Origin of the sequence: Sporosarcina sp. BI001-red (genome assembly GCF_003384035.1) — a bacterium.
GTDB lineage: Bacteria > Bacillota > Bacilli > Bacillales_A > Planococcaceae > Sporosarcina.
Genome location: NZ_QQAK01000013.1, coordinates 40340 through 57921 on the forward strand (window position 1 = coordinate 40340; position 17582 = coordinate 57921).

Consider the following 17582-nt stretch of genomic DNA (forward strand, 5'->3'; position numbering starts at 1 on the left):
TTTTTGAAAACAGGGAAAACCTTTACTAGAAGAAGTTCACCTTCATTGAATGCAGAAAAACCGTTAATGTAGGTTGGAAGGCAATTCATACATATATGAGTTAGGGAGGTTCCTGTTATGAAAGAAACTAAAGATGAGATCATTTTACGAGGACTGCGAGAAAATAATTTAAAAAATATCGATTTAAACATACCGAAAGAAAAGATTAATGTCTTTACTGGACTATCAGGATCAGGAAAAAGCTCGGTGGTCTTTGATACATTAGCAACAGAGAGCAGACGTCAAATGACAATGAACTATCCGCTATACGTCAGAAACCAAATGCCAAGATACGAACGGCCGAATGCTGATTTGATGCAGCACTTGAGTCCTGTTGTGGTAGTGGAACAAAAGCCAGTTGGCGGCAACTCGCGTTCAACCGTAGGCACTTATATGGATATTCATCCTTTAATACGTCTTTTGTTTTCTAGGATTGGAAGCCCGCCGATAGGATCAGCTACAGACTTTTCAAGTCAGAGTTCATTTGGCAAATGTCCTGAATGTAACGGGTATGGGGAAGTGATTGCCCCTGATAAGAATAAAATGATTGACTTTGATAAGTCACTTCGGGAGTATGCGGTACGTTTTAAGCCTCTATCTCCGTCAGGATGGCAAGGGAATTGGATGATGACTGGCGGATTATTTGATCCTGATAAGCCAATCAAAGACTATTCGAAAGAACAATATGACCTGTTGGTATACGGTCCCCCTGAAGGTGAACGAGTATTTGCGCCATTCCATACAAAAGACGGTCCGCATGATCATGAATGGGATGGATTACTGCCAAGATTTACACGTCTTTATATAAATAGAGATGTATCCAAGTTAAAACAAACATCACAAGAAGATGTCCTGGCCATGTCTACTCATACATTATGTCCGACTTGCCATGGGTCTGGCTTGAATCCAAAAGTGTTGGATTGTAAAATTAACGGTTTTAATATCGCAGAATACGATCAGTTAGAACTGACAGAATTACTTACCGAACTGAAGAAAATTAAAGACCCTGTCGGAAAGTCCATTGCACAACAGGCGATTCCAAATGTGCAACAGCTTGTTGACTTAGGCTTGGGCTATTTGAGTTTATCAAGGAAAATGGGTACCCTTTCTGGCGGAGAAGCCCAGCGGGTAAAAATTGCGCGTCATTTAGGAAGCAGTCTCAATAACATCACATACATCTTCGATGAACCAAGCGCAGGACTTCACCCTGAAGAAATCAGCATGTTAATACAGATGCTAGAAAGCTTAAAAGAGAATCATAATACTGTTGTTGTAATTGAACACAATTTAGCTGTAATTAAAGTGGCGGATGAAATAATAGAAATGGGACCAGGGGCTGGTGTGCAAGGCGGGGAAGTGATCTATCAGGGAGAATTATCAGGTTTGAAATGTGCTTCAAGCATAACTAGACTGGACCATAAGCTTACGATTAATAAAAATCCAAGAGCCGCAGAGAATTATTTCTTGATAAAAGATGCCGCAAATAATAACCTTAAACATGTAACTGTTGAGATTCCCCAAAATGTTTTAGTGTCTGTATGCGGTGTCTCTGGTTCGGGTAAGAGTTCTTTACTATTTGAAGCCTTCTCCAAAAAGTATCCCGAGACGATTGCGGTTGGACAAGGCAGTATTGGAACATCAAGCCGTTCCACACTCGCTACCTATATGGGAATCATGGATGATATTCGTAAGATTTTCTCGAAAGCAACAGGACAGCCACCAGGATTATTTAGCTTTAACTCATTGGGAGCCTGCCCGGTATGTGACGGAAAAGGCGTCACAACACCGGACGTCGCATTTGCAGATCCAGTAACTGTCACTTGTGAATCATGTGGCGGAACGAGATATTCAGACGAAGCCCTCTCTTATAAATATGAAGGGAAAAATATTGTAGAGATGTTAGAACTCACCATTGATGAAACAAACACCTTTTTTGACATGCCGAAAATCGTGAAAAAGGTGAACACGTTAAAAGATGTTGGATTGGAGTATTTAACATTAGGTCAGACAACAAGTTCTCTAAGCGGGGGCGAAGTGCAGCGTCTGAAATTAGCGAGTTACTTAAAAAATGAAGGCCAGATTTATCTGTTAGACGAGCCTTCGTTAGGATTACACACAAGGGACAACGACAAACTATTAGCTGTATTCGAGAACCTTGTAGACAAAGGGAATTCTGTAATAATCGTCGAACACAATCTCGACTTTATCGGAGCTAGTGATTGGGTAATTGAAATGGGGCCTGAAGGAGGGAAAAAAGGAGGGCATGTACTTTTTGAAGGAACACCTGAACAAATGATGCATGCAGATACGTTGACGGCTAAATGGCTGAAGCGCGGGGCAATGGAATAAGATGGCCAAACAGCATAATCTAACTTCTGTCATTAAATTGCTGACATTGGTTGAAGTAATTAAAAGGGAGTGAAACAATGAAGGAAAAACGATTTGAAGTGATTGAGAAGCAGGGAAAGATGGAAGTATTTCAAGTGATCCGTGATAATCAGACTGGCGTGCTGTATCTATCCCACAGTGCCGGATATGGTCTGGGGTTAACGGTTATGCAAGGGCCGGATGGGAAGCCATTAGTGGATGAGGATTTTAATGTGAATGAATCATCTCCTCTTTCATAAAACAAAAAACGAGCACACCTGGAAATTATCAGGTGTGCTCGTTTTTACCTTTATCCGATATTATAACTGCATCTTGTCTTACCGACACACAACAACTTCCCGCTCAAAGTGTGCTTTTTTCGCAATACATCGATCCAGGATTTCAAAACCTGCATCTATCAGTAAATCATCCATTGATTCAATCGTCACGATGACGAGCTTGTCTGTCAATGTGCGGGCTGCCTGTAAAATAGAGGCCTGTTGCTCGCGGGTGACGTGGGTGTACAAGTTATAAGGCATGTCGATTACTGCAGCGTCATAATGTCCTGGCGCTTCTTCTATAGGTCCTGGCGTTACGGTTCCGGTTAGTCCGAAATGTTCGAGATTTTTCCGGGATCCCAGAACAGCGAGCGGGTTAATATCGCGGCCATCCATATCGATACCCATAGAAATCGCTTCAACTAGCACGTTGCCAATACCACAGCACGGGTCAATGGCTTTTATACCTTCAGGATGAGGAACAGCGATATTCGAAACCGCTCGAGCGACACGTGTGCTGAGAGCAGTGGAATACATTTCTGGCTTTTTCACGTGTTGTCTCCATACGGAAATACTTTCTGTCAAATGCCCAAAAAGATATTTCTGGCCAAGCTGAACAATGCCATACAAAATTTCGGGTTGTGCCAAATCCGCGTAACCGGGCATAACGAGTCCAATTTGCCGTTCAATCTTTCTACGATCTGGATGGGCAATCTTAGCGGTGCCGCCTAGTGACATCGTATTGAGGCAGCGAATCAAGAAACTTCGTCCATCCTCTTCAAATGTTGAAACGAAGGTTGCGACTTCTTCAATGGAATCACATTCGATTAAAACATCAAGCCGTTCTTTCATGAATGCACTTCTGCTAGGATCTATTTCCACATTGCTGCTAATGAAATTCGCATCCGTATCCGTTTCAAAAAAAGAACGCATTTCAAGACGGCATAACTCGTACTCATCGTCATGCCGACTAAACGTATATAAATGTTTCGCTTGATCCATGATTATGCTTCATCCTCTAATGCAACGAGCATCGTGAACACGAAATTGTAAACAAGTGCCAGCGTTTCGTCGAATGTGTTCGTATCGGAAAATCCATCTACATAGTCAAGTGCGATATTTACATCCCAAAGTCCATCATCCGCTGAAAACATCAGGCTGCGCGTTCCAGGTGCTGTTCCGAGTTGTGCATCAATATACTTCTTAAGCCATTCACCATGCTTTTTCTGAACCTGGAGTCCAAATAATGCAGTGACGGTTTCGAAGACATCATCCATTTCAAGAACAACGCCATCAATCCCAATTGTCGCAAATAATGGGTCTTCGGCAAATAGATAAGAAGTAGGTTGAGTCTTCACTAACGATACAGCGAGATCCCCTGTATTTGCAGGTGTTTCTAGTGGCTCATCTGTTTCTTTGTTCGATAGACTATACATCGGTGAGAAAGCCTGAGCTTCAATTACTTTCATATCTGGTGAAAGCAACTCTTTCTTCTCTAGAAATTCCTTTTGCTGTGGATTTAACGGAAGTCCTTCTTGTGACTCGTGTTCTGCGATATAATTTTTCATCCATTTAGTAATCATTCAATCCAACTCCTTCAATACCTTTCAGTATACCTTATATGAACACTGCCAGTCACTCGATCTCCTCGTACCATGGATTTAGATGGATCAAGACTTCACCGACATCAGGATTTGCTTGCTTGATAGCATTTCTAAGTGTACTTGTTACGTCATGGCCTTGTTGAATCGTGAGCTCCGCAGGAATACTGATACGAATATCCACTAGAACGTAATGTCCATGCTCACGCGCGCGTAACCGGTCAACCCGTTTGACATCGGGAATTTCTTCGATTAATTGTTTAAACGCCAGCAATCGTTCTTCACTAACGGTCTTTTCCATCAAAATATCTAGCGCTTCTTTTCCGATATGAATCGCAAGCCGCATAACGAGAATCGCAACAATTAGTCCAGCAAGCGGATCCCCATATAAGAGAATAGGGATGTCGAAGTGAAAACCGATTAATCCGAGTCCAATACCGATAACTGCAGCTAAGGAAGCATAGACATCAGCTAAATGATCATAAGCCGTTGCAATAAGGCCTTTACTGTTTTCTAGTCTGCCGATTCGCATCGTATAGAAATAAAGGGCTTGCTTCCAAATCATTGAAATAATTGCGGTGAGCAATGCAAGGACGCTTGCTTTAGCGGGCTGTTCAAAAATCGCAAAAATGGCTTCTATTGCAATATAAATGGCAGCTGCACCTAAAATGAGTCCAACGAGCGCAGAACTGATAACTTCTGCTTTACCGTGTCCATATGGATGATCCTCATCGGGCGGACGTTTGGAAAATCTCATCGAAGTCAACGCTGCAGCGGAAGCTACCACATCGCCGGCGTTGTGAAATCCATCTGCAAGTAAAACTGGACTGTGGAAAAGATAACCGACAATGATTTTCATGATGGTGAGAAAGATGTTGCTAATGAGACTAACCCAGATTGCAATGAGGGACGACAAAGAGTGTTTTGTGTTTGTCATGAGCAGATAACCTCCAATTTATAAAGTTGCAGAGAGGAAACAAAAACCCCTGACGTAGTTTTGTCAGGGGTTTGGATTGAAAATTTATAGGATTGGTCATTTATCATCATAGTATACATAGCTATCACTCGCTTCACAGTAGTTGCGTACCAATAAGTATACCTCTTTGACAAACACAATACAAGCTGAGAAGCTGGGTAGAGAAGATTGCAAAAAGCGTTATAATGCATTATAATTCATGCAATATAATAAATATACATAATGATGGAGGATGAACTACATGAAACTTTGGGGTGGAAGGTTTTCTTCTAAAGAACACGAGCTCATGGAACAGTTTAATACGTCATTGCCTGTAGACAACCGATTGATTGAACAAGATATCGCTGGGAGTCTTGCCCATGTGGCAATGCTTGTGCACAGTGATTTGTTGACACCCGAAGAAGGAGAACTTCTTATTAATGGGTTGGAAGATATTCAAAATGATATCGCTACTGGAAAGTTACTAGTGGAAGGGGATTATGAAGATGTACATTCTTTCGTTGAGGTACAGCTAACAGAACGTATAGGAGAAACGGGGAAGAAGCTGCATACCGCACGAAGCCGGAATGACCAAGTTGCAGTCGATATGAGATTGTATGCAAAAGCTAAAGCGAAAGAAGTCTCAGATCTGCTTCAAAACTTAATGGATTCCTTGGCTGCAAAGGGACGAGCAAATGACGTCATTATGCCTGGATATACACATCTCCAACGGGCTCAAGTGATTACATTTAGTCATCATGTAGGGGCGTATGTCCAAATGTTTTCACGTGATAAGAAACGGATTGAAAACGCTGCAGAGCTTATGGATGAAAACCCGCTAGGTTGTGGTGCATTAGCTGGAACAACACATGAAATCGACCGTGATGTAACCACAGCACTACTTCACTTTGCAAAGCCAGTGGACAATTATATCGATGGCGTAAGTGACAGAGACTATCTATTAGAACTAATGTCTGATTTCTCCATTATCATGATGCACTTAAGCCGCTTAAGCGAAGAACTGATTCTTTGGAGCAGCCAAGAATTCAAGTTCGTCACCATGTCCGATGCATTTTCAACAGGCAGCAGCATCATGCCCCAGAAGAAGAATCCAGACGCAGCTGAATTGATCCGAGGAAAAACAGGTCGTGTCTATGGCTCACTATTTGCGTTATTAACAACACTTAAAGGATTACCACTTGCCTATAACAAAGATATGCAAGAAGACAAGGAACAGTTCTTCGATGCAGTGGACACCGTCATCGATTGCATAGATATCATGTCTAGTATTATCGACACAATGCAAGTCAATGCGGAACAAATGCGCAACGCCGTTAAAGCCGGATTCCTGAACGCAACAGAAGTCGCCGACTACCTCGTCAGCAAAGGCACACCATTCCGAGACGCCCACAGCATCGTCGGACGCCTTATCATCTATTGCGAACAAGAGAAAAAAGGCATCGAAGAACTAACCCTTGCCGAACTAAAAAACTTCAGCGATTCCCTAGACCAAGACCTATACGCCTACATCGACTACGACGAAATCCTAAACAAAGGCACAAAGAAATTTATGAAAGTGGGTCAATGAGTTTATCTTCATGCCCTCTTTGAAGTGATAATGAACTAGATGATTTCTCTAACACTCCGTTGATTGGAGTGAAAGGTGGCGACTCCGGAGGGACTTCAAATGGAAACAACCTAAGTTCGCCGCATCGTGCGGCAACGGTTGCATGACCTGCATCCTGCAGGCCCGCGTCCACCTGTAACGGAAATCAATACCGTCTAATTTTACTCTTTTTAAGAAAAAGGCTGTCCAGGAATCAGTAAAACTGACATCTGAACAGCCTTTTTAATTTCTAGATTATCCCATAATGTTATAACCGGCATCCACATAAACCACTTCGCCAGTCACACCACTAGACAAATCACTCAACATCACCATACTCATCTTCGCTACTTCTTCTAACGTAATATTACGTCTCAGCGGAGCTTTCTCTTCGATCGTATGAAGAATCGTGTTAAACGATGGGACACCTTTTGCTGACAAAGTGCGAACCGCTCCAGCGGACACCGCATTCACACGAATGTTCTCTTTTCCAAGATCGTGTGCTAAATAACGCATAGACGCTTCAAGCGCTGCTTTAGCAACACCCATCACATTATAGCCATCCAGAACTCGTTCAGCTCCAAGATAGCTCATCGTAATAATTGAACCGCCCTCCGTCATATAACGACGCGCTTCACGAGCAGTTGCAACAAGTGAATACGAACTCGTATCTTGTGCAAACGCATAGCCGTCACGTGAAGTTTCCACAAAATCATTATGCAGATCTTCCGCGTGTGCAAATGCGACAGAGTGAACGACACCATGAATGACGCCCACTTCAGAACCGATCTTCTCAAATGCAGAACGAATGCTTTCGTCTTCGTTCACATCACATTCTGCAACTAAACGAGCTGTCAATTCATTCTTTTCTAGTGCCTTTTCAAGTTTTGCAAGAGAACGCTCTTTACGGTACGTGAAAATAACGTTTGCACCTACTGCATATAGTGTTTTCGCAATTCCCCAAGCGAGACTACGCTCGTTTGCTACACCCATGACAACAATGTTTTTCCCTTTAAGTTTCAACAAATCTTCCATTATTCAGAGGCCCCCTTGAAATGGTTCTATTATAATTTTTTTAGTTAGCAGTCAGTATCAATACCTGGTCACAAAATAATTATAGCACAGATTCTTTTTACAGTTCCATCGTGAGTATGAAATGGAGCGAGAAGGTGACACTAAGAGGAACTTGCGAAAAAAGGAGTGCTCATAATGATCCGTTTAAAGACAGGGCTAGAAGGTAGAAAAACACAATTTGGTGTCATGCAAGACCGTCTTGAAGAATGCGGCTACCATCTCGGAGGAAACTGGGACTACCACACCGGTTACTTTGACAGGGTCTTGAATCAAGAAGAAGGGGAGACCATTTATATCCGTGCACCATTTGACGTCATTGCCGGCATGTTGGATCAAGACAATGCATCCATCCAATTTAAAACTCCCTACATTATAAAACATGTTGTCAACATCGGATTTGACTCGGAAGCAAATTCACTTTTGACATCTACGTTCAACCAATTTCAAGAGCCTCTCGATAAGGACGGAAGAATTACAGACAAATCCAAATGGCAGGAAATCGGAGTAAGAGAAGTGAATCGTCTGCTTGCAATTTTAGAATGAAAAATGAAATGATTATTTTCTGAAAAATGTCTATACAGAAGCCTCTGGTTCATGTACGGTATAGGTATAAAACCTATCAGGAGGCTTCTAAATGATCAAGAAAATTTTATTCCCATTTCTTATCGTTGCACTCATATTTTCAATCGCAAATCCAGCTTCAGCAGGAAAAATATTTAGTGATGTTGGTGAGCAGTATACAGCAAAGGCTGAACTTGAATTTCTAGCTGAACAAGGTATTGTGACTTCAGGTCCATCTATTGCTTATGGTATCAATCAATCTATTTCACGATTAGAAGCTTCTGAAATGCTAGTTCGTGCGCTGAAACTCGACACAACAAATCGTCCTGACCCACAAGTAGTAGATGTAAAAAAAGGTTCCGTTGGCTATGACATCATTGCAACTATCGTAGATGAGAACATTATGGTAGGTAATTTGAAAAAAGAATTTAATCCAAAGGCATTGTTAACACGGGCTGAAATGGCGGCAATCTTAGTTCGTGCATTCGATTTACAACAGCCTGTAAATGCAAATAAGTTTCATTTTGTAGATGTGAATGTGAAAAGCTTTGCTGCACCGTCAATCAGTATTCTATTTGCAAACAACATTACATTCGGCTACCCGGATCATACGTTCAAGCCTTCGATGACACTAACGCGTGCCCATTTTGGGATTTTTCTCTCGCGAATTCTGAATCCGGAGTTTCGTGAAGCATTAACATGTTTTGACCCTGTAGCAAAGAAGTCATATCATGTGAATGTTGCAGTTACAACTCTATGGACAACACCTAATGTAGCTAGAGTCATTGATAGACCTGCTATTTCAGCACCAACTGATATTCGTAAATGGACGAAAACGATGACCATTCCACAAAAACAATGGTTAGTCGGTAAAACAGAAACTCAAGCACTTTATGGACAGGAAGTAGTTGTGCTGAAGACTTCTGGAAACTGGATGCAAGTAGCTGTGAAAGATCAGTATTCTCCTAAAAACAAATCAGGCTATCCAGGATGGGTTCCAGCATCCCATATTAAACAGTCGTATTCGGATTATGGCCAATGTTCAACTGCAATGGTGAAAGCGCCGATTGCAAAATTGTACAATGCTGAGACAACAGCTAGACCGTTTATGGAAATCAGTTTCAACACGATTTTGCCGGTACTCGATGAACAAGGGGATTGGGTCAAAGTGCAGACTGCAACTGATGGAGTTAAATATGTACGGAAGCAAGACGTGAATGTGCTTCAAAAAGGGAGTAAAATTCCTACTCCAACAACACAGGATATTTTGACAACTGCCAAACAATTTAATGGGTTGGCATACTTATGGGCCGGTACTTCTGGGTTTGGATTGGATTGCTCTGGATTCACATATTCGGTCTATAGACAGCATGGTATCGATATTCCTAGAGATGCGAGTGTCCAGGCTACACACGGAAGAGCTGTGAAAAAGAGTGAACTTCAACCTGGTGACCTACTGTTCTTTGCTTACAATAAAGGTAAAGGGTCCGTACACCACGTCGGAATGTATATTGGAAATGGGAAAATGATTCATTCCCCAAATCCAAAGAAAACTGTCGAAATCCTATCGATAGATGCAGAGCCATATCGTAGTGAATTCTCAGGAGCTCGAAGGTATTTGAAAAAGGATGCAAAAAGCCCATTCGCACTTTAGAGCGAATGGGCTTCACTATTTATTATTTCAGGATGTCATTATATAACAATCCATCGTCATCTAAAGAAATCACTTTTAAACGATTTTCTTTTTTCACATAGACGCTTTTCACGGTCTTTTTCCCGCTTTCATCTTCAAAAAGAATGACACGCGTTCCTGGGTTATCAGTCTCTACGATTCCGTTCAGACGGTCAACATCCGCAACTTCTGTGATCGTGCTGTACTCCTCGTAAGTTGCAAGCTCACTACTCTCTGCATCTGTTTCAGAAGCTTGTTCTTCCGCTTCGCTATTGTCCTCTGGAGCGGTGTTTGCCGAGTTCTCTTCCAAGGAATTCGTGTCCTCGTCAGGTGCATCTGGCTCTTGTGCAGGTTCATTACTCGTACAACCCGAGAGAATGATCGACAATGCACCTACTAGTAGTAATTTTTTCATTTTAAATGACCTCCATAATAGTTTTCCCAATTATGCATTTTAACGAGCCTGGTTCTAGAAGGCAACTAAATTGGTTCCACTTTAGCTTTACCCAAAAAGAAATCGACAAAGTCCTTTATAATTCGAACAATGTTTGTTAAGCTCTAAAGTGAGAAAATTAAGGTCTAATCCATTTATTTAACGTTTTTTGAGGAGTTGTAACTGTATTGACGTTTAAAAAGAATTTCATTATCGGTCTTATGCTGTTTGCATTATTCCTAGGCGCTGGAAATATTATTTTTCCACCGAAACTAGGTCAACTCGCAGGAAGTGACTTGGGGGTAGCGATGTTTGGCTTCTTAATTACTGGTGTTGGCTTACCCCTTTTAGCAATTTTAGCGATAGCGCACGCTGGAGGTGACTTACGCTCAATTGCAGATCGTGTTCACCCAGTTTTTGGACTAATATTCAGTATGATTGTGTATATGGCAATTGGTCCGTTTTTTGGAATTCCACGGACAGCAACTGTTTCGTACGAAATTGGAATCTCACCATTTTTGTCTGGTGAAGTAGCCAATGCGCAATGGCCACTTATTGTGTTCAGTATTCTGTTTTTTGCGATTACTATAGGGTTGGCTCTCAATCCTGCAAAACTCGTGGACCGTATTGGAAAGTTTTTAACCCCGGTTCTTTTTTTAGTAATTGCACTCCTTGCCATCAAGAGCTTTGTAGATCCGATTGGAGACATTAATCGTCCAGATGAAACATTTGGCGCCCATCCTTTCTTCAAGAGCTTTGTTGAAGGATATTTAACGATGGATGTCATAGCTGCACTAATTTTTGGTAGTGTTATTACAACGGCCATTCAAGCTGAGGGTGTAAAAACATCAAAAGGTCTTATGAAGTCCATGGTTGTAGCTGGAAGTGTGGCTGCTATCGGCTTAAGCTTTGTTTACATATCTTTAGGATTCATTGGGGCGACAAGCCTTGAGAAAATTGGTCTTCAGGAAAATGGGGGGATTGTCTTATCCCTTGCTTCAGAATTGTTGTATGGCTCCTTTGGTCCCATTATATTAGCAATTACAATTCTTTTCGCTTGTTTGACCACTTCAGTGGGTCTCGTATCTGCTTGTGCTCAATTTTTCACGCAAATTGTGCCGGCTCTATCGTATAAAAAATTTGTCGTGATTTTTGCTGTGTTCAGTACGGTGGTTGCGAACGTTGGGCTGACGCAATTGATTTCACTTTCTATCCCAGTTCTTTTGATGATCTATCCACTTGCCATTGTACTCATGCTGTTATCTTTCGTAGATAACGCATTTGGCAGAAAACCGATTGTTTACGTGCTTGCGTTACTCGGAACTGCACTCGTAAGTATATTTGATGGTCTTGCAGGTGGCGGAATCGTGATCGAACCAGTTGTTAACATCCTTCAACATTTACCATTGCATGAGCAACAAATTGGCTGGCTTTTACCCGCAATTATTGGTGCTGGGATCGGTTATGTCATCACTTTAATAGCACCAGCATCAACCTCAAAACAGTAACAACTGCTACCACTCCATGTTTAGTTTTGGTCGTTTGAAGGAAGACTAACGTTAGCTAAACAAAAAGGAGAGGGTATCATGAATGCAAAAGAAACTGCACAAAGTATTCTGGACAATAGTCGTGTTGGAACGATGTCAACTGTAGAGGCAAACAAGCCTTTTAGCAGATATATGACATTTGTTCATGAGGAGTTCACTCTGTATACCGCGACATCTAAAAAAACTGAAAAAGTGGACGAACTCGAGAAAAATCCAAACACTCATATTTTACTTGGATACAATGACGAAGGATTTGGAGATGCTTTTTTAGAAATAGCAGGAACCGTCACAATTTCGGATGAAAAGCGGCTTAAGGAAAAGGTTTGGAACGATCATATGAAACCGTGGTTCGAGGGTCCGGAAGATCCGGACTTCGTCATTTTAAAAGTGGTACCGGATTCCATTCGAGTGATGAACAAAAAAGGTGAAGAACCTCAAACCATTACATTTTAACAAAAAAGGATGAGCATAATGCTCATCCTTTTTTATAGTTCTTTTTCATATTCATTCCGTGCATCTTTCACGATGGCCTTTAACTCTTTTTCATCAGCTCCACGTAAAAAGTAGGCTATCGCAGCTTTTCCAATTGCATACGTTCCGCCACTTGCGATACTTGCGCTAATTGCGGATCCGGCACCTGGAATGACGAGGTTCGCAAATTTACTCCCTTGCTGAGCAATCATACGCAATGTAAAACCGGTTGCACCGATACCTCCTAAAGAAACGAGAACTTCGCGTGCCGTTTTGAAGTCAAGTTCACGACCTGACAAATACGCGATAATCATGAGCAAAATAGATTGTAGTGCAAGTAAAGCCGCAATGTCCGTGGCGATTAATGGACTCAGTGCGACTGTTCCAGCTAACGCTGTGAAGACTTTTATGAAGCGCAAGGCAATTCGTTCGGAAATGGTGTTTAGTCGGATCGATAACCCGAGATGTATCGCCGCCCGGATGTCCAGGCTACCTTCTAAAAAATCGATCAGTTCCTCGATCCCATATCGACCATCAAACTCGATGGAGCGATTGGAATCTTCTTCATTAGACCATTCAATGTAAGATGACACAGGCAGAAACGCGGACGCATCCAAATCATTCTGTTCAAAGATTCGTTTTAGCTGCTCTATCTTTTCGGTGATCAATTGAACTTTGCCAGCAGGATAGTTTTCAGGCTCTTTCACACGAGAGGGGTTCAAGTCATCCACTTGTGTAATGACAGCTATCAAAGGAAGTCCTTCCGCTGCTTTTTTCATAATCTTTTTCGTCACAGCAACATCTTTATCGATATGAGCCCGTTCCGTCGCTTTTTGTAAGAATAGCACCGCATCCGGCTCGAACGACTGAATAACGTCTTTCAATGTATCCTCTGCTTTTGTATCGAACGTTTCCGATTCCCCTATACCTCGTGTGTCAATCACTTCAAAGTAAACATGCCCTTCAGCCTCGTAGGTATAGCGCTTTGCTTCCTTCGTGCCAATCTCCACTTCGCTCACTTCAGCAAGATAGCGACCACTCAGTGCGTTAATAAGACTGCTTTTTCCAACGCCTGTCCTGCCGACTAACACAAAACGCGGGGGACGTGGATTTTTAAGTCCATCCAACAAGTTCTGTAGTTCGTCATCATCCATCATGATTTCCATCATTTTCTTCCGTTGTTTCTCGGAAATTAAATTCCCGGGAAGTTTTGTAAATAGCTCTTCAATGTAATTGGACAAATTACCAATGTGTTGAAGTCGCTGGCGCATTTCGTCAAACTGGGATCCCATGAGCGCACATCCTCTCTCAAATGTTCTGTACTTATCTTGTACCCACAACCGCTTCACTTCAAGCGGTACCTCCCTATACCTATCTAAAGTGTACCTAACGCAATGGTAAATTGCATGGTATACTAAGAAACGAAAAATTCGAGCGGATTTATTGGAGGAATTGCATATGAAACAACTTGCAGGAGGCATTCAATGGGCAGTATTTTTAATGGCTTCATCCATCGCTGCACCGATTGCAATCGCGCATGTATTTGGAATGGATTCGGGGGATACTGCCCTGTTTTTACAACGGACCATTTTTGTATTAGGAGTTGCCTGTCTGTTACAGGCATTCTTCGGCCATAAGTTGCCGATCAATGAAGGCCCTGCTGGTTTGTGGTGGGGAATCTTCGTCGTATATGCGGGAATGGTGGGTGTATTTTATAGCACTCCCCATGATGCGTTACAGGCACTTCAAAGTGGCATGCTATACAGTGGGATATTGTTTATTATCCTTTCAGCGGCAGGGGTCATAACAAAAATGAAGAAACTGTTTACGCCCGCTATTACGTTCACGTATTTAATGTTGCTGATTTTGCAATTGAGCGGAACATTTATAAAAGGCATGGTAGGTGTGGAAAATGCAGAAGATGTGATCGACCTTCGTGTTGTAACGGGTAGCTTACTTGTACTAATTATCACATTTGGTGCGATGGGCAACAAAAGAAAATGGATATCTAAATACGCTGTATTGCTATCCATTGTTTTAGGTTGGGCAATTTTTGCAGTTCTTGGACGTGCACCTAGTGTAGGAAGCATCTCCGATTCTATCATTGCACTACCCAAAATGTTTGTCTACGGCCCGCCTGTTTGGGATAGCGGTGTTGCAGTGACTACTGTTTTCATAACACTGTTGTTAATCGCAAATATGTTAGCGTCTATTCGGGTCATGGAAAATTTACTTAAACAGAAGTTTTCCATAAAAGTGGAGGATCGTGTTCGCCAAGGTTCTTTTGTTTCAGGTATCAACCATTTACTATCTGGGGTATTCTCTGCAATTGGTCCGGTTCCGATTTCAGGAGCTGCAGGTTTTGTTGGAACAACTGGTATTGTCTCTATCCTGCCTTTCATCGTTGGAAGTGCATTGATTGTTGTGATTACGTTTTTCCCAGCTATTATGGCTGTTTTTGCTGCGTTGCCAGCACCTGTTGCATATGCTGTAACCTTTGCGATATTCACGAAGATGGTGTCTATGGCGTTTTCAGAACTTGATGAAGATCCAGAAAAAGAACGTGCGAGAAAAGCAGTTGCGATTGGTTTGATGACGGGAGTCGGAATTATGTTTGTCCCTTCAGCAAGCTTTGCTCAATTACCAGCTGTTCTTGCTTCTGTATTATCTAACGGGTTAATTACAGGAACAATTGTAGGAATTGTCGTGGAACAATTGTCTCTTCGACGAAGTAAGCATCAGTTATAATCTTTTTCTTTCCATGTTTGTGTTCACTCCATTAACGGGAATAGTCGTTAGAGTTGAACGTGAAACGAGAGGGAGATACTTATGAAGCTGACAACAGGACAAACATATTGGGATAAAACAGTTAAACCAACTTCAAGTTTTCCATCACTTGAAAATGACTACCATTCAGATATTTTAATTATAGGAGGTGGAATGTCTGGAACACTAGCTGCATTTAAATTAGCATCTACAGGAAAAAAAGTAACAGTCATCGACCGTGCTGAAGTGGGGAAAGGGAGTAGCTCAGCCAATACTGGGCTTCTTCAGTATGCGAGTGACACGATGTTCTCTGAGTTTGTAGATAAGATTGGTGAAAAAGAGGCGTTCTTATTTTATAAAATGTGTCTGGAGTCGATGGATGAATTAACAGAAATTGCATCAAAATTACCTGAAACTACAGGTTATCGATTACGTGACAGTATTTACTATGCGTCTACGCCCGATGATGTGGATAAATTAAAAAGGGAATACAGTTTTTTAGAAAAATATGATTTTCCAGCAGAGTATTTAGATCATCAAAAGTTGTTTGAGGAATATGGAATCGAAAAGCCAGCAGCATTGCGTACGTGGCACGACGCTGAAGTGAACCCTTATCAATTCATACAAGCGTTGACTGCAGAAAACTTAAAAATGGGCGTTACGTATTTTGAACATACTGCTGTCGATATGGACTCATTGACTGAAACCGCAATCATGACGGATTGCGGTAAGAAGGTTTCCTTCGAATCGATTATAATCGCAACAGGGTACAGTAAGCTATACAGCGAGCTGAACGGCAAAGCGCAAATGAATCAGACATTTGCGATTGCGACAAAACCGATAGAAGGTGAGTTTTGGAAAGATAATGTGATGGTGTGGGAAACCAAGAAGCCATATTTATATTTCAGAACGGCACCAGGAGGCAGAATGATTGCAGGTGGATTAGACGAAGAATCGAGTGACTTGTACGATGATCCAGAATTGATCCAACGAAAAGGTCAGGAAATTTTAGATGAGATTAAAGAAATGTTTCCGAGGTTAGATGTGGAAATTGACGATGCATGGAATTCGTTATTTGGTATTTCTAAAGATGGATTGCCTTTCATGGGGGCTTCGCCTCATCAAGACAATGTCTACTATTTGCTTGGATTTGAAGGGAATGGGACATGTTATTCAATGGCAGGTGCTTCAATCATTCAGGATTTACTTGACGGGACGCCTAATCCATACGCACACATTGTCCGGCCGAGTCGATAAAAAACGTTCGAACCTGTCATTATTATGACTAGTTCGAACGTTTTTTAGTTAGATTTCAGAAATTCAATCCTGCGAATGTATTGCCGCCTTCAATTGTTCCAGTTTCAAAACCTTTATAAAACCAATCTTGGCGCTGTTTGGAAGTTCCGTGTGTAAAGCTTTCAGGTACAACATATCCTTGGGAACGTTTTTGGATCGTATCGTCACCGACAGCACTCGCTGCGGTCAACGCTTCTTGCAAGTCACCTTTTTCGAGTAAATTCTTTTGCTTCGCACGACCTGCCCATACGCCGGCATAGTAATCAGCTTGCAATTCAAGTCGTACGGAATATTTATTGTATTCTTCTTTGCTCAAACGGTTGCGTAATACATTCATTTTATCGCTAGTTCCAAGCTGTTTTTGCACGTGGTGCCCGATTTCATGAGCAATGACGTAAGCCATGGCAAAGTCACCAGGGGCTTGGAAATTCGATTTAAGTTCATCATAAAAACTTAAATCAATATATAACTTCTCGTCACCTGGGCAATAGAAGGGGCCAACTGCTGAACTTGCTGAACCACAAGCAGATTGCACACTGCCCGTATACATGACCAGTGTTGGGTCTTCATACGTCATACCTTCTTCTGTAAACACTTCAGACCACACATCTTCCGTATCTGCAAGAACAACTGAGACGAAGTCTGCCAGCTCTCGTTCCTCTGCCGTTTCTTCATAAGGTTGGGTTTGAGCTGTATCTTCCCCAGAGATTGAACCTAGTAACTCAGACGGATCGCCACCTAGAAATAGAACAACGAGTGCAATGACAATGGTTCCGATTCCTCCTCCGACAATAGCTGTTCCGCCTCTTCCGCGTCGATCTTCAACGTTTGTACTTTCTCTGCGTCCGCGCCATTTCATAAGCATAACCCCTTGTATTCAATAATGAGTGCAGTAGTTCTTAAGCGTTATATACCC

At 41.9% G+C, this 17582-nt stretch carries 16 protein-coding genes; 9 read left to right on the forward strand and 7 right to left on the reverse strand.

Annotation, left to right across the window (positions count from 1 at the left end; all coding sequences use genetic code 11):
- Positions 1 to 117: 117 nt before the first annotated feature.
- Complete coding sequence (locus tag DVB69_RS11910; protein ID WP_116019327.1) at positions 118 to 2388, forward strand: ATP-binding cassette domain-containing protein; 2271 nt, start codon at positions 118 to 120, stop codon at positions 2386 to 2388.
- 77 nt (positions 2389 to 2465) lie between these two features.
- Positions 2466 to 2666, forward strand: a complete 201-nt coding sequence (locus DVB69_RS11915; RefSeq protein ID WP_116019328.1) for a DUF6440 family protein — start codon at positions 2466 to 2468, stop codon at positions 2664 to 2666.
- 78 nt (positions 2667 to 2744) lie between these two features.
- Here DVB69_RS11915 and DVB69_RS11920 read toward each other — a convergent pair whose 3' ends face one another.
- The 3 genes from DVB69_RS11920 to DVB69_RS11930 are packed head-to-tail and all read right to left on the reverse strand — an operon-like array spanning position 2745 to position 5222.
- On the reverse strand, positions 2745 to 3686 hold the full coding sequence (locus DVB69_RS11920; protein ID WP_116019329.1) for a TRM11 family SAM-dependent methyltransferase: 942 nt from the start codon (positions 3684 to 3686) through the stop codon (positions 2745 to 2747).
- A gap of 2 nt (positions 3687 to 3688) precedes the next feature.
- Complete coding sequence (locus DVB69_RS11925; RefSeq protein WP_116019330.1) at positions 3689 to 4267, reverse strand: hypothetical protein; 579 nt, start codon at positions 4265 to 4267, stop codon at positions 3689 to 3691.
- A gap of 52 nt (positions 4268 to 4319) precedes the next feature.
- A complete protein-coding gene (locus DVB69_RS11930; protein ID WP_116019331.1) occupies positions 4320 to 5222 on the reverse strand; it encodes a cation diffusion facilitator family transporter in 903 nt (300 codons plus the stop codon).
- A gap of 280 nt (positions 5223 to 5502) precedes the next feature.
- Here DVB69_RS11930 and argH point away from each other — a divergent pair, with 280 nt between their 5' ends.
- Positions 5503 to 6828 carry an argininosuccinate lyase gene (gene argH / locus DVB69_RS11935; protein ID WP_116019332.1) on the forward strand — a complete coding sequence of 442 codons (1326 nt, stop codon included), beginning with the start codon at positions 5503 to 5505 and terminating at the stop codon, positions 6826 to 6828.
- A 273-nt stretch (positions 6829 to 7101) separates the two neighbouring features.
- On the opposite strand, the gene DVB69_RS11940 is transcribed toward argH, so the two are convergent.
- A complete protein-coding gene (locus tag DVB69_RS11940) occupies positions 7102 to 7881 on the reverse strand; it encodes an enoyl-ACP reductase FabI (RefSeq protein ID WP_116019333.1) in 780 nt (259 codons plus the stop codon).
- A gap of 174 nt (positions 7882 to 8055) precedes the next feature.
- Between DVB69_RS11940 and DVB69_RS11945 the strand changes: the two genes are divergently transcribed.
- Together DVB69_RS11945 and DVB69_RS11950 are read left to right on the forward strand one after the other, a co-directional pair.
- A complete protein-coding gene (locus DVB69_RS11945) occupies positions 8056 to 8463 on the forward strand; it encodes a YugN family protein (protein WP_116019334.1) in 408 nt (135 codons plus the stop codon).
- 91 nt (positions 8464 to 8554) lie between these two features.
- Positions 8555 to 10135: an NlpC/P60 family protein gene (locus DVB69_RS11950; RefSeq protein WP_116019335.1), complete on the forward strand. Its 1581-nt coding sequence runs from the start codon at positions 8555 to 8557 to the stop codon at positions 10133 to 10135.
- A gap of 22 nt (positions 10136 to 10157) precedes the next feature.
- Here the strand turns inward: DVB69_RS11950 and DVB69_RS11955 are convergent, their stop codons facing one another.
- Positions 10158 to 10568 (reverse strand): hypothetical protein, encoded by a 411-nt coding sequence (locus tag DVB69_RS11955; protein ID WP_116019336.1) that lies wholly within the window; start codon positions 10566 to 10568, stop codon positions 10158 to 10160.
- A gap of 206 nt (positions 10569 to 10774) precedes the next feature.
- Between DVB69_RS11955 and brnQ the strand changes: the two genes are divergently transcribed.
- Positions 10775 to 12094, forward strand: a complete 1320-nt coding sequence (brnQ, locus tag DVB69_RS11960; RefSeq protein ID WP_255415318.1) for a branched-chain amino acid transport system II carrier protein — start codon at positions 10775 to 10777, stop codon at positions 12092 to 12094.
- Between the two features lie 78 nt (positions 12095 to 12172).
- The gene (locus DVB69_RS11965) at positions 12173 to 12586 is read left to right on the forward strand and encodes a pyridoxamine 5'-phosphate oxidase family protein (protein ID WP_116019337.1); all 414 of its coding nucleotides are present in this window, start codon (positions 12173 to 12175) and stop codon (positions 12584 to 12586) included.
- Positions 12587 to 12618: 32 nt separating this feature from the next.
- Here the strand turns inward: DVB69_RS11965 and DVB69_RS11970 are convergent, their stop codons facing one another.
- The gene (locus DVB69_RS11970; protein ID WP_158541087.1) at positions 12619 to 13896 is read right to left on the reverse strand and encodes a GTPase; all 1278 of its coding nucleotides are present in this window, start codon (positions 13894 to 13896) and stop codon (positions 12619 to 12621) included.
- A gap of 166 nt (positions 13897 to 14062) precedes the next feature.
- Here DVB69_RS11970 and DVB69_RS11975 point away from each other — a divergent pair, with 166 nt between their 5' ends.
- Positions 14063 to 15352, forward strand: coding sequence for a purine/pyrimidine permease (locus DVB69_RS11975; RefSeq protein WP_116019339.1), 1290 nt, complete (start codon positions 14063 to 14065; stop codon positions 15350 to 15352).
- A gap of 81 nt (positions 15353 to 15433) precedes the next feature.
- Complete coding sequence (locus DVB69_RS11980) at positions 15434 to 16627, forward strand: NAD(P)/FAD-dependent oxidoreductase (protein WP_116019340.1); 1194 nt, start codon at positions 15434 to 15436, stop codon at positions 16625 to 16627.
- Between the two features lie 55 nt (positions 16628 to 16682).
- Here DVB69_RS11980 and ypfJ read toward each other — a convergent pair whose 3' ends face one another.
- Positions 16683 to 17525 (reverse strand): KPN_02809 family neutral zinc metallopeptidase, encoded by an 843-nt coding sequence (gene ypfJ, locus DVB69_RS11985; RefSeq protein WP_116019341.1) that lies wholly within the window; start codon positions 17523 to 17525, stop codon positions 16683 to 16685.
- Positions 17526 to 17582: the final 57 nt, after the last annotated feature.

Coding starts and splice junctions, on each gene's coding strand:
- DVB69_RS11910 (WP_116019327.1), top strand. CDS start 118: ATGAAAGAAACTAAAGATGAGATCATTTTACGAGGACTGCGAGAAAAT.
- DVB69_RS11915 (WP_116019328.1), top strand. CDS start 2,466: ATGAAGGAAAAACGATTTGAAGTGATTGAGAAGCAGGGAAAGATGGAA.
- DVB69_RS11920 (WP_116019329.1), bottom strand. CDS start 3,686: ATGGATCAAGCGAAACATTTATATACGTTTAGTCGGCATGACGATGAG.
- DVB69_RS11925 (WP_116019330.1), bottom strand. CDS start 4,267: ATGATTACTAAATGGATGAAAAATTATATCGCAGAACACGAGTCACAA.
- DVB69_RS11930 (WP_116019331.1), bottom strand. CDS start 5,222: ATGACAAACACAAAACACTCTTTGTCGTCCCTCATTGCAATCTGGGTT.
- argH (WP_116019332.1), top strand. CDS start 5,503: ATGAAACTTTGGGGTGGAAGGTTTTCTTCTAAAGAACACGAGCTCATG.
- DVB69_RS11940 (WP_116019333.1), bottom strand. CDS start 7,881: ATGGAAGATTTGTTGAAACTTAAAGGGAAAAACATTGTTGTCATGGGT.
- DVB69_RS11945 (WP_116019334.1), top strand. CDS start 8,056: ATGATCCGTTTAAAGACAGGGCTAGAAGGTAGAAAAACACAATTTGGT.
- DVB69_RS11950 (WP_116019335.1), top strand. CDS start 8,555: ATGATCAAGAAAATTTTATTCCCATTTCTTATCGTTGCACTCATATTT.
- DVB69_RS11955 (WP_116019336.1), bottom strand. CDS start 10,568: ATGAAAAAATTACTACTAGTAGGTGCATTGTCGATCATTCTCTCGGGT.
- DVB69_RS11965 (WP_116019337.1), top strand. CDS start 12,173: ATGAATGCAAAAGAAACTGCACAAAGTATTCTGGACAATAGTCGTGTT.
- DVB69_RS11970 (WP_158541087.1), bottom strand. CDS start 13,896: ATGGGATCCCAGTTTGACGAAATGCGCCAGCGACTTCAACACATTGGT.
- DVB69_RS11975 (WP_116019339.1), top strand. CDS start 14,063: ATGAAACAACTTGCAGGAGGCATTCAATGGGCAGTATTTTTAATGGCT.
- DVB69_RS11980 (WP_116019340.1), top strand. CDS start 15,434: ATGAAGCTGACAACAGGACAAACATATTGGGATAAAACAGTTAAACCA.
- ypfJ (WP_116019341.1), bottom strand. CDS start 17,525: ATGAAATGGCGCGGACGCAGAGAAAGTACAAACGTTGAAGATCGACGC.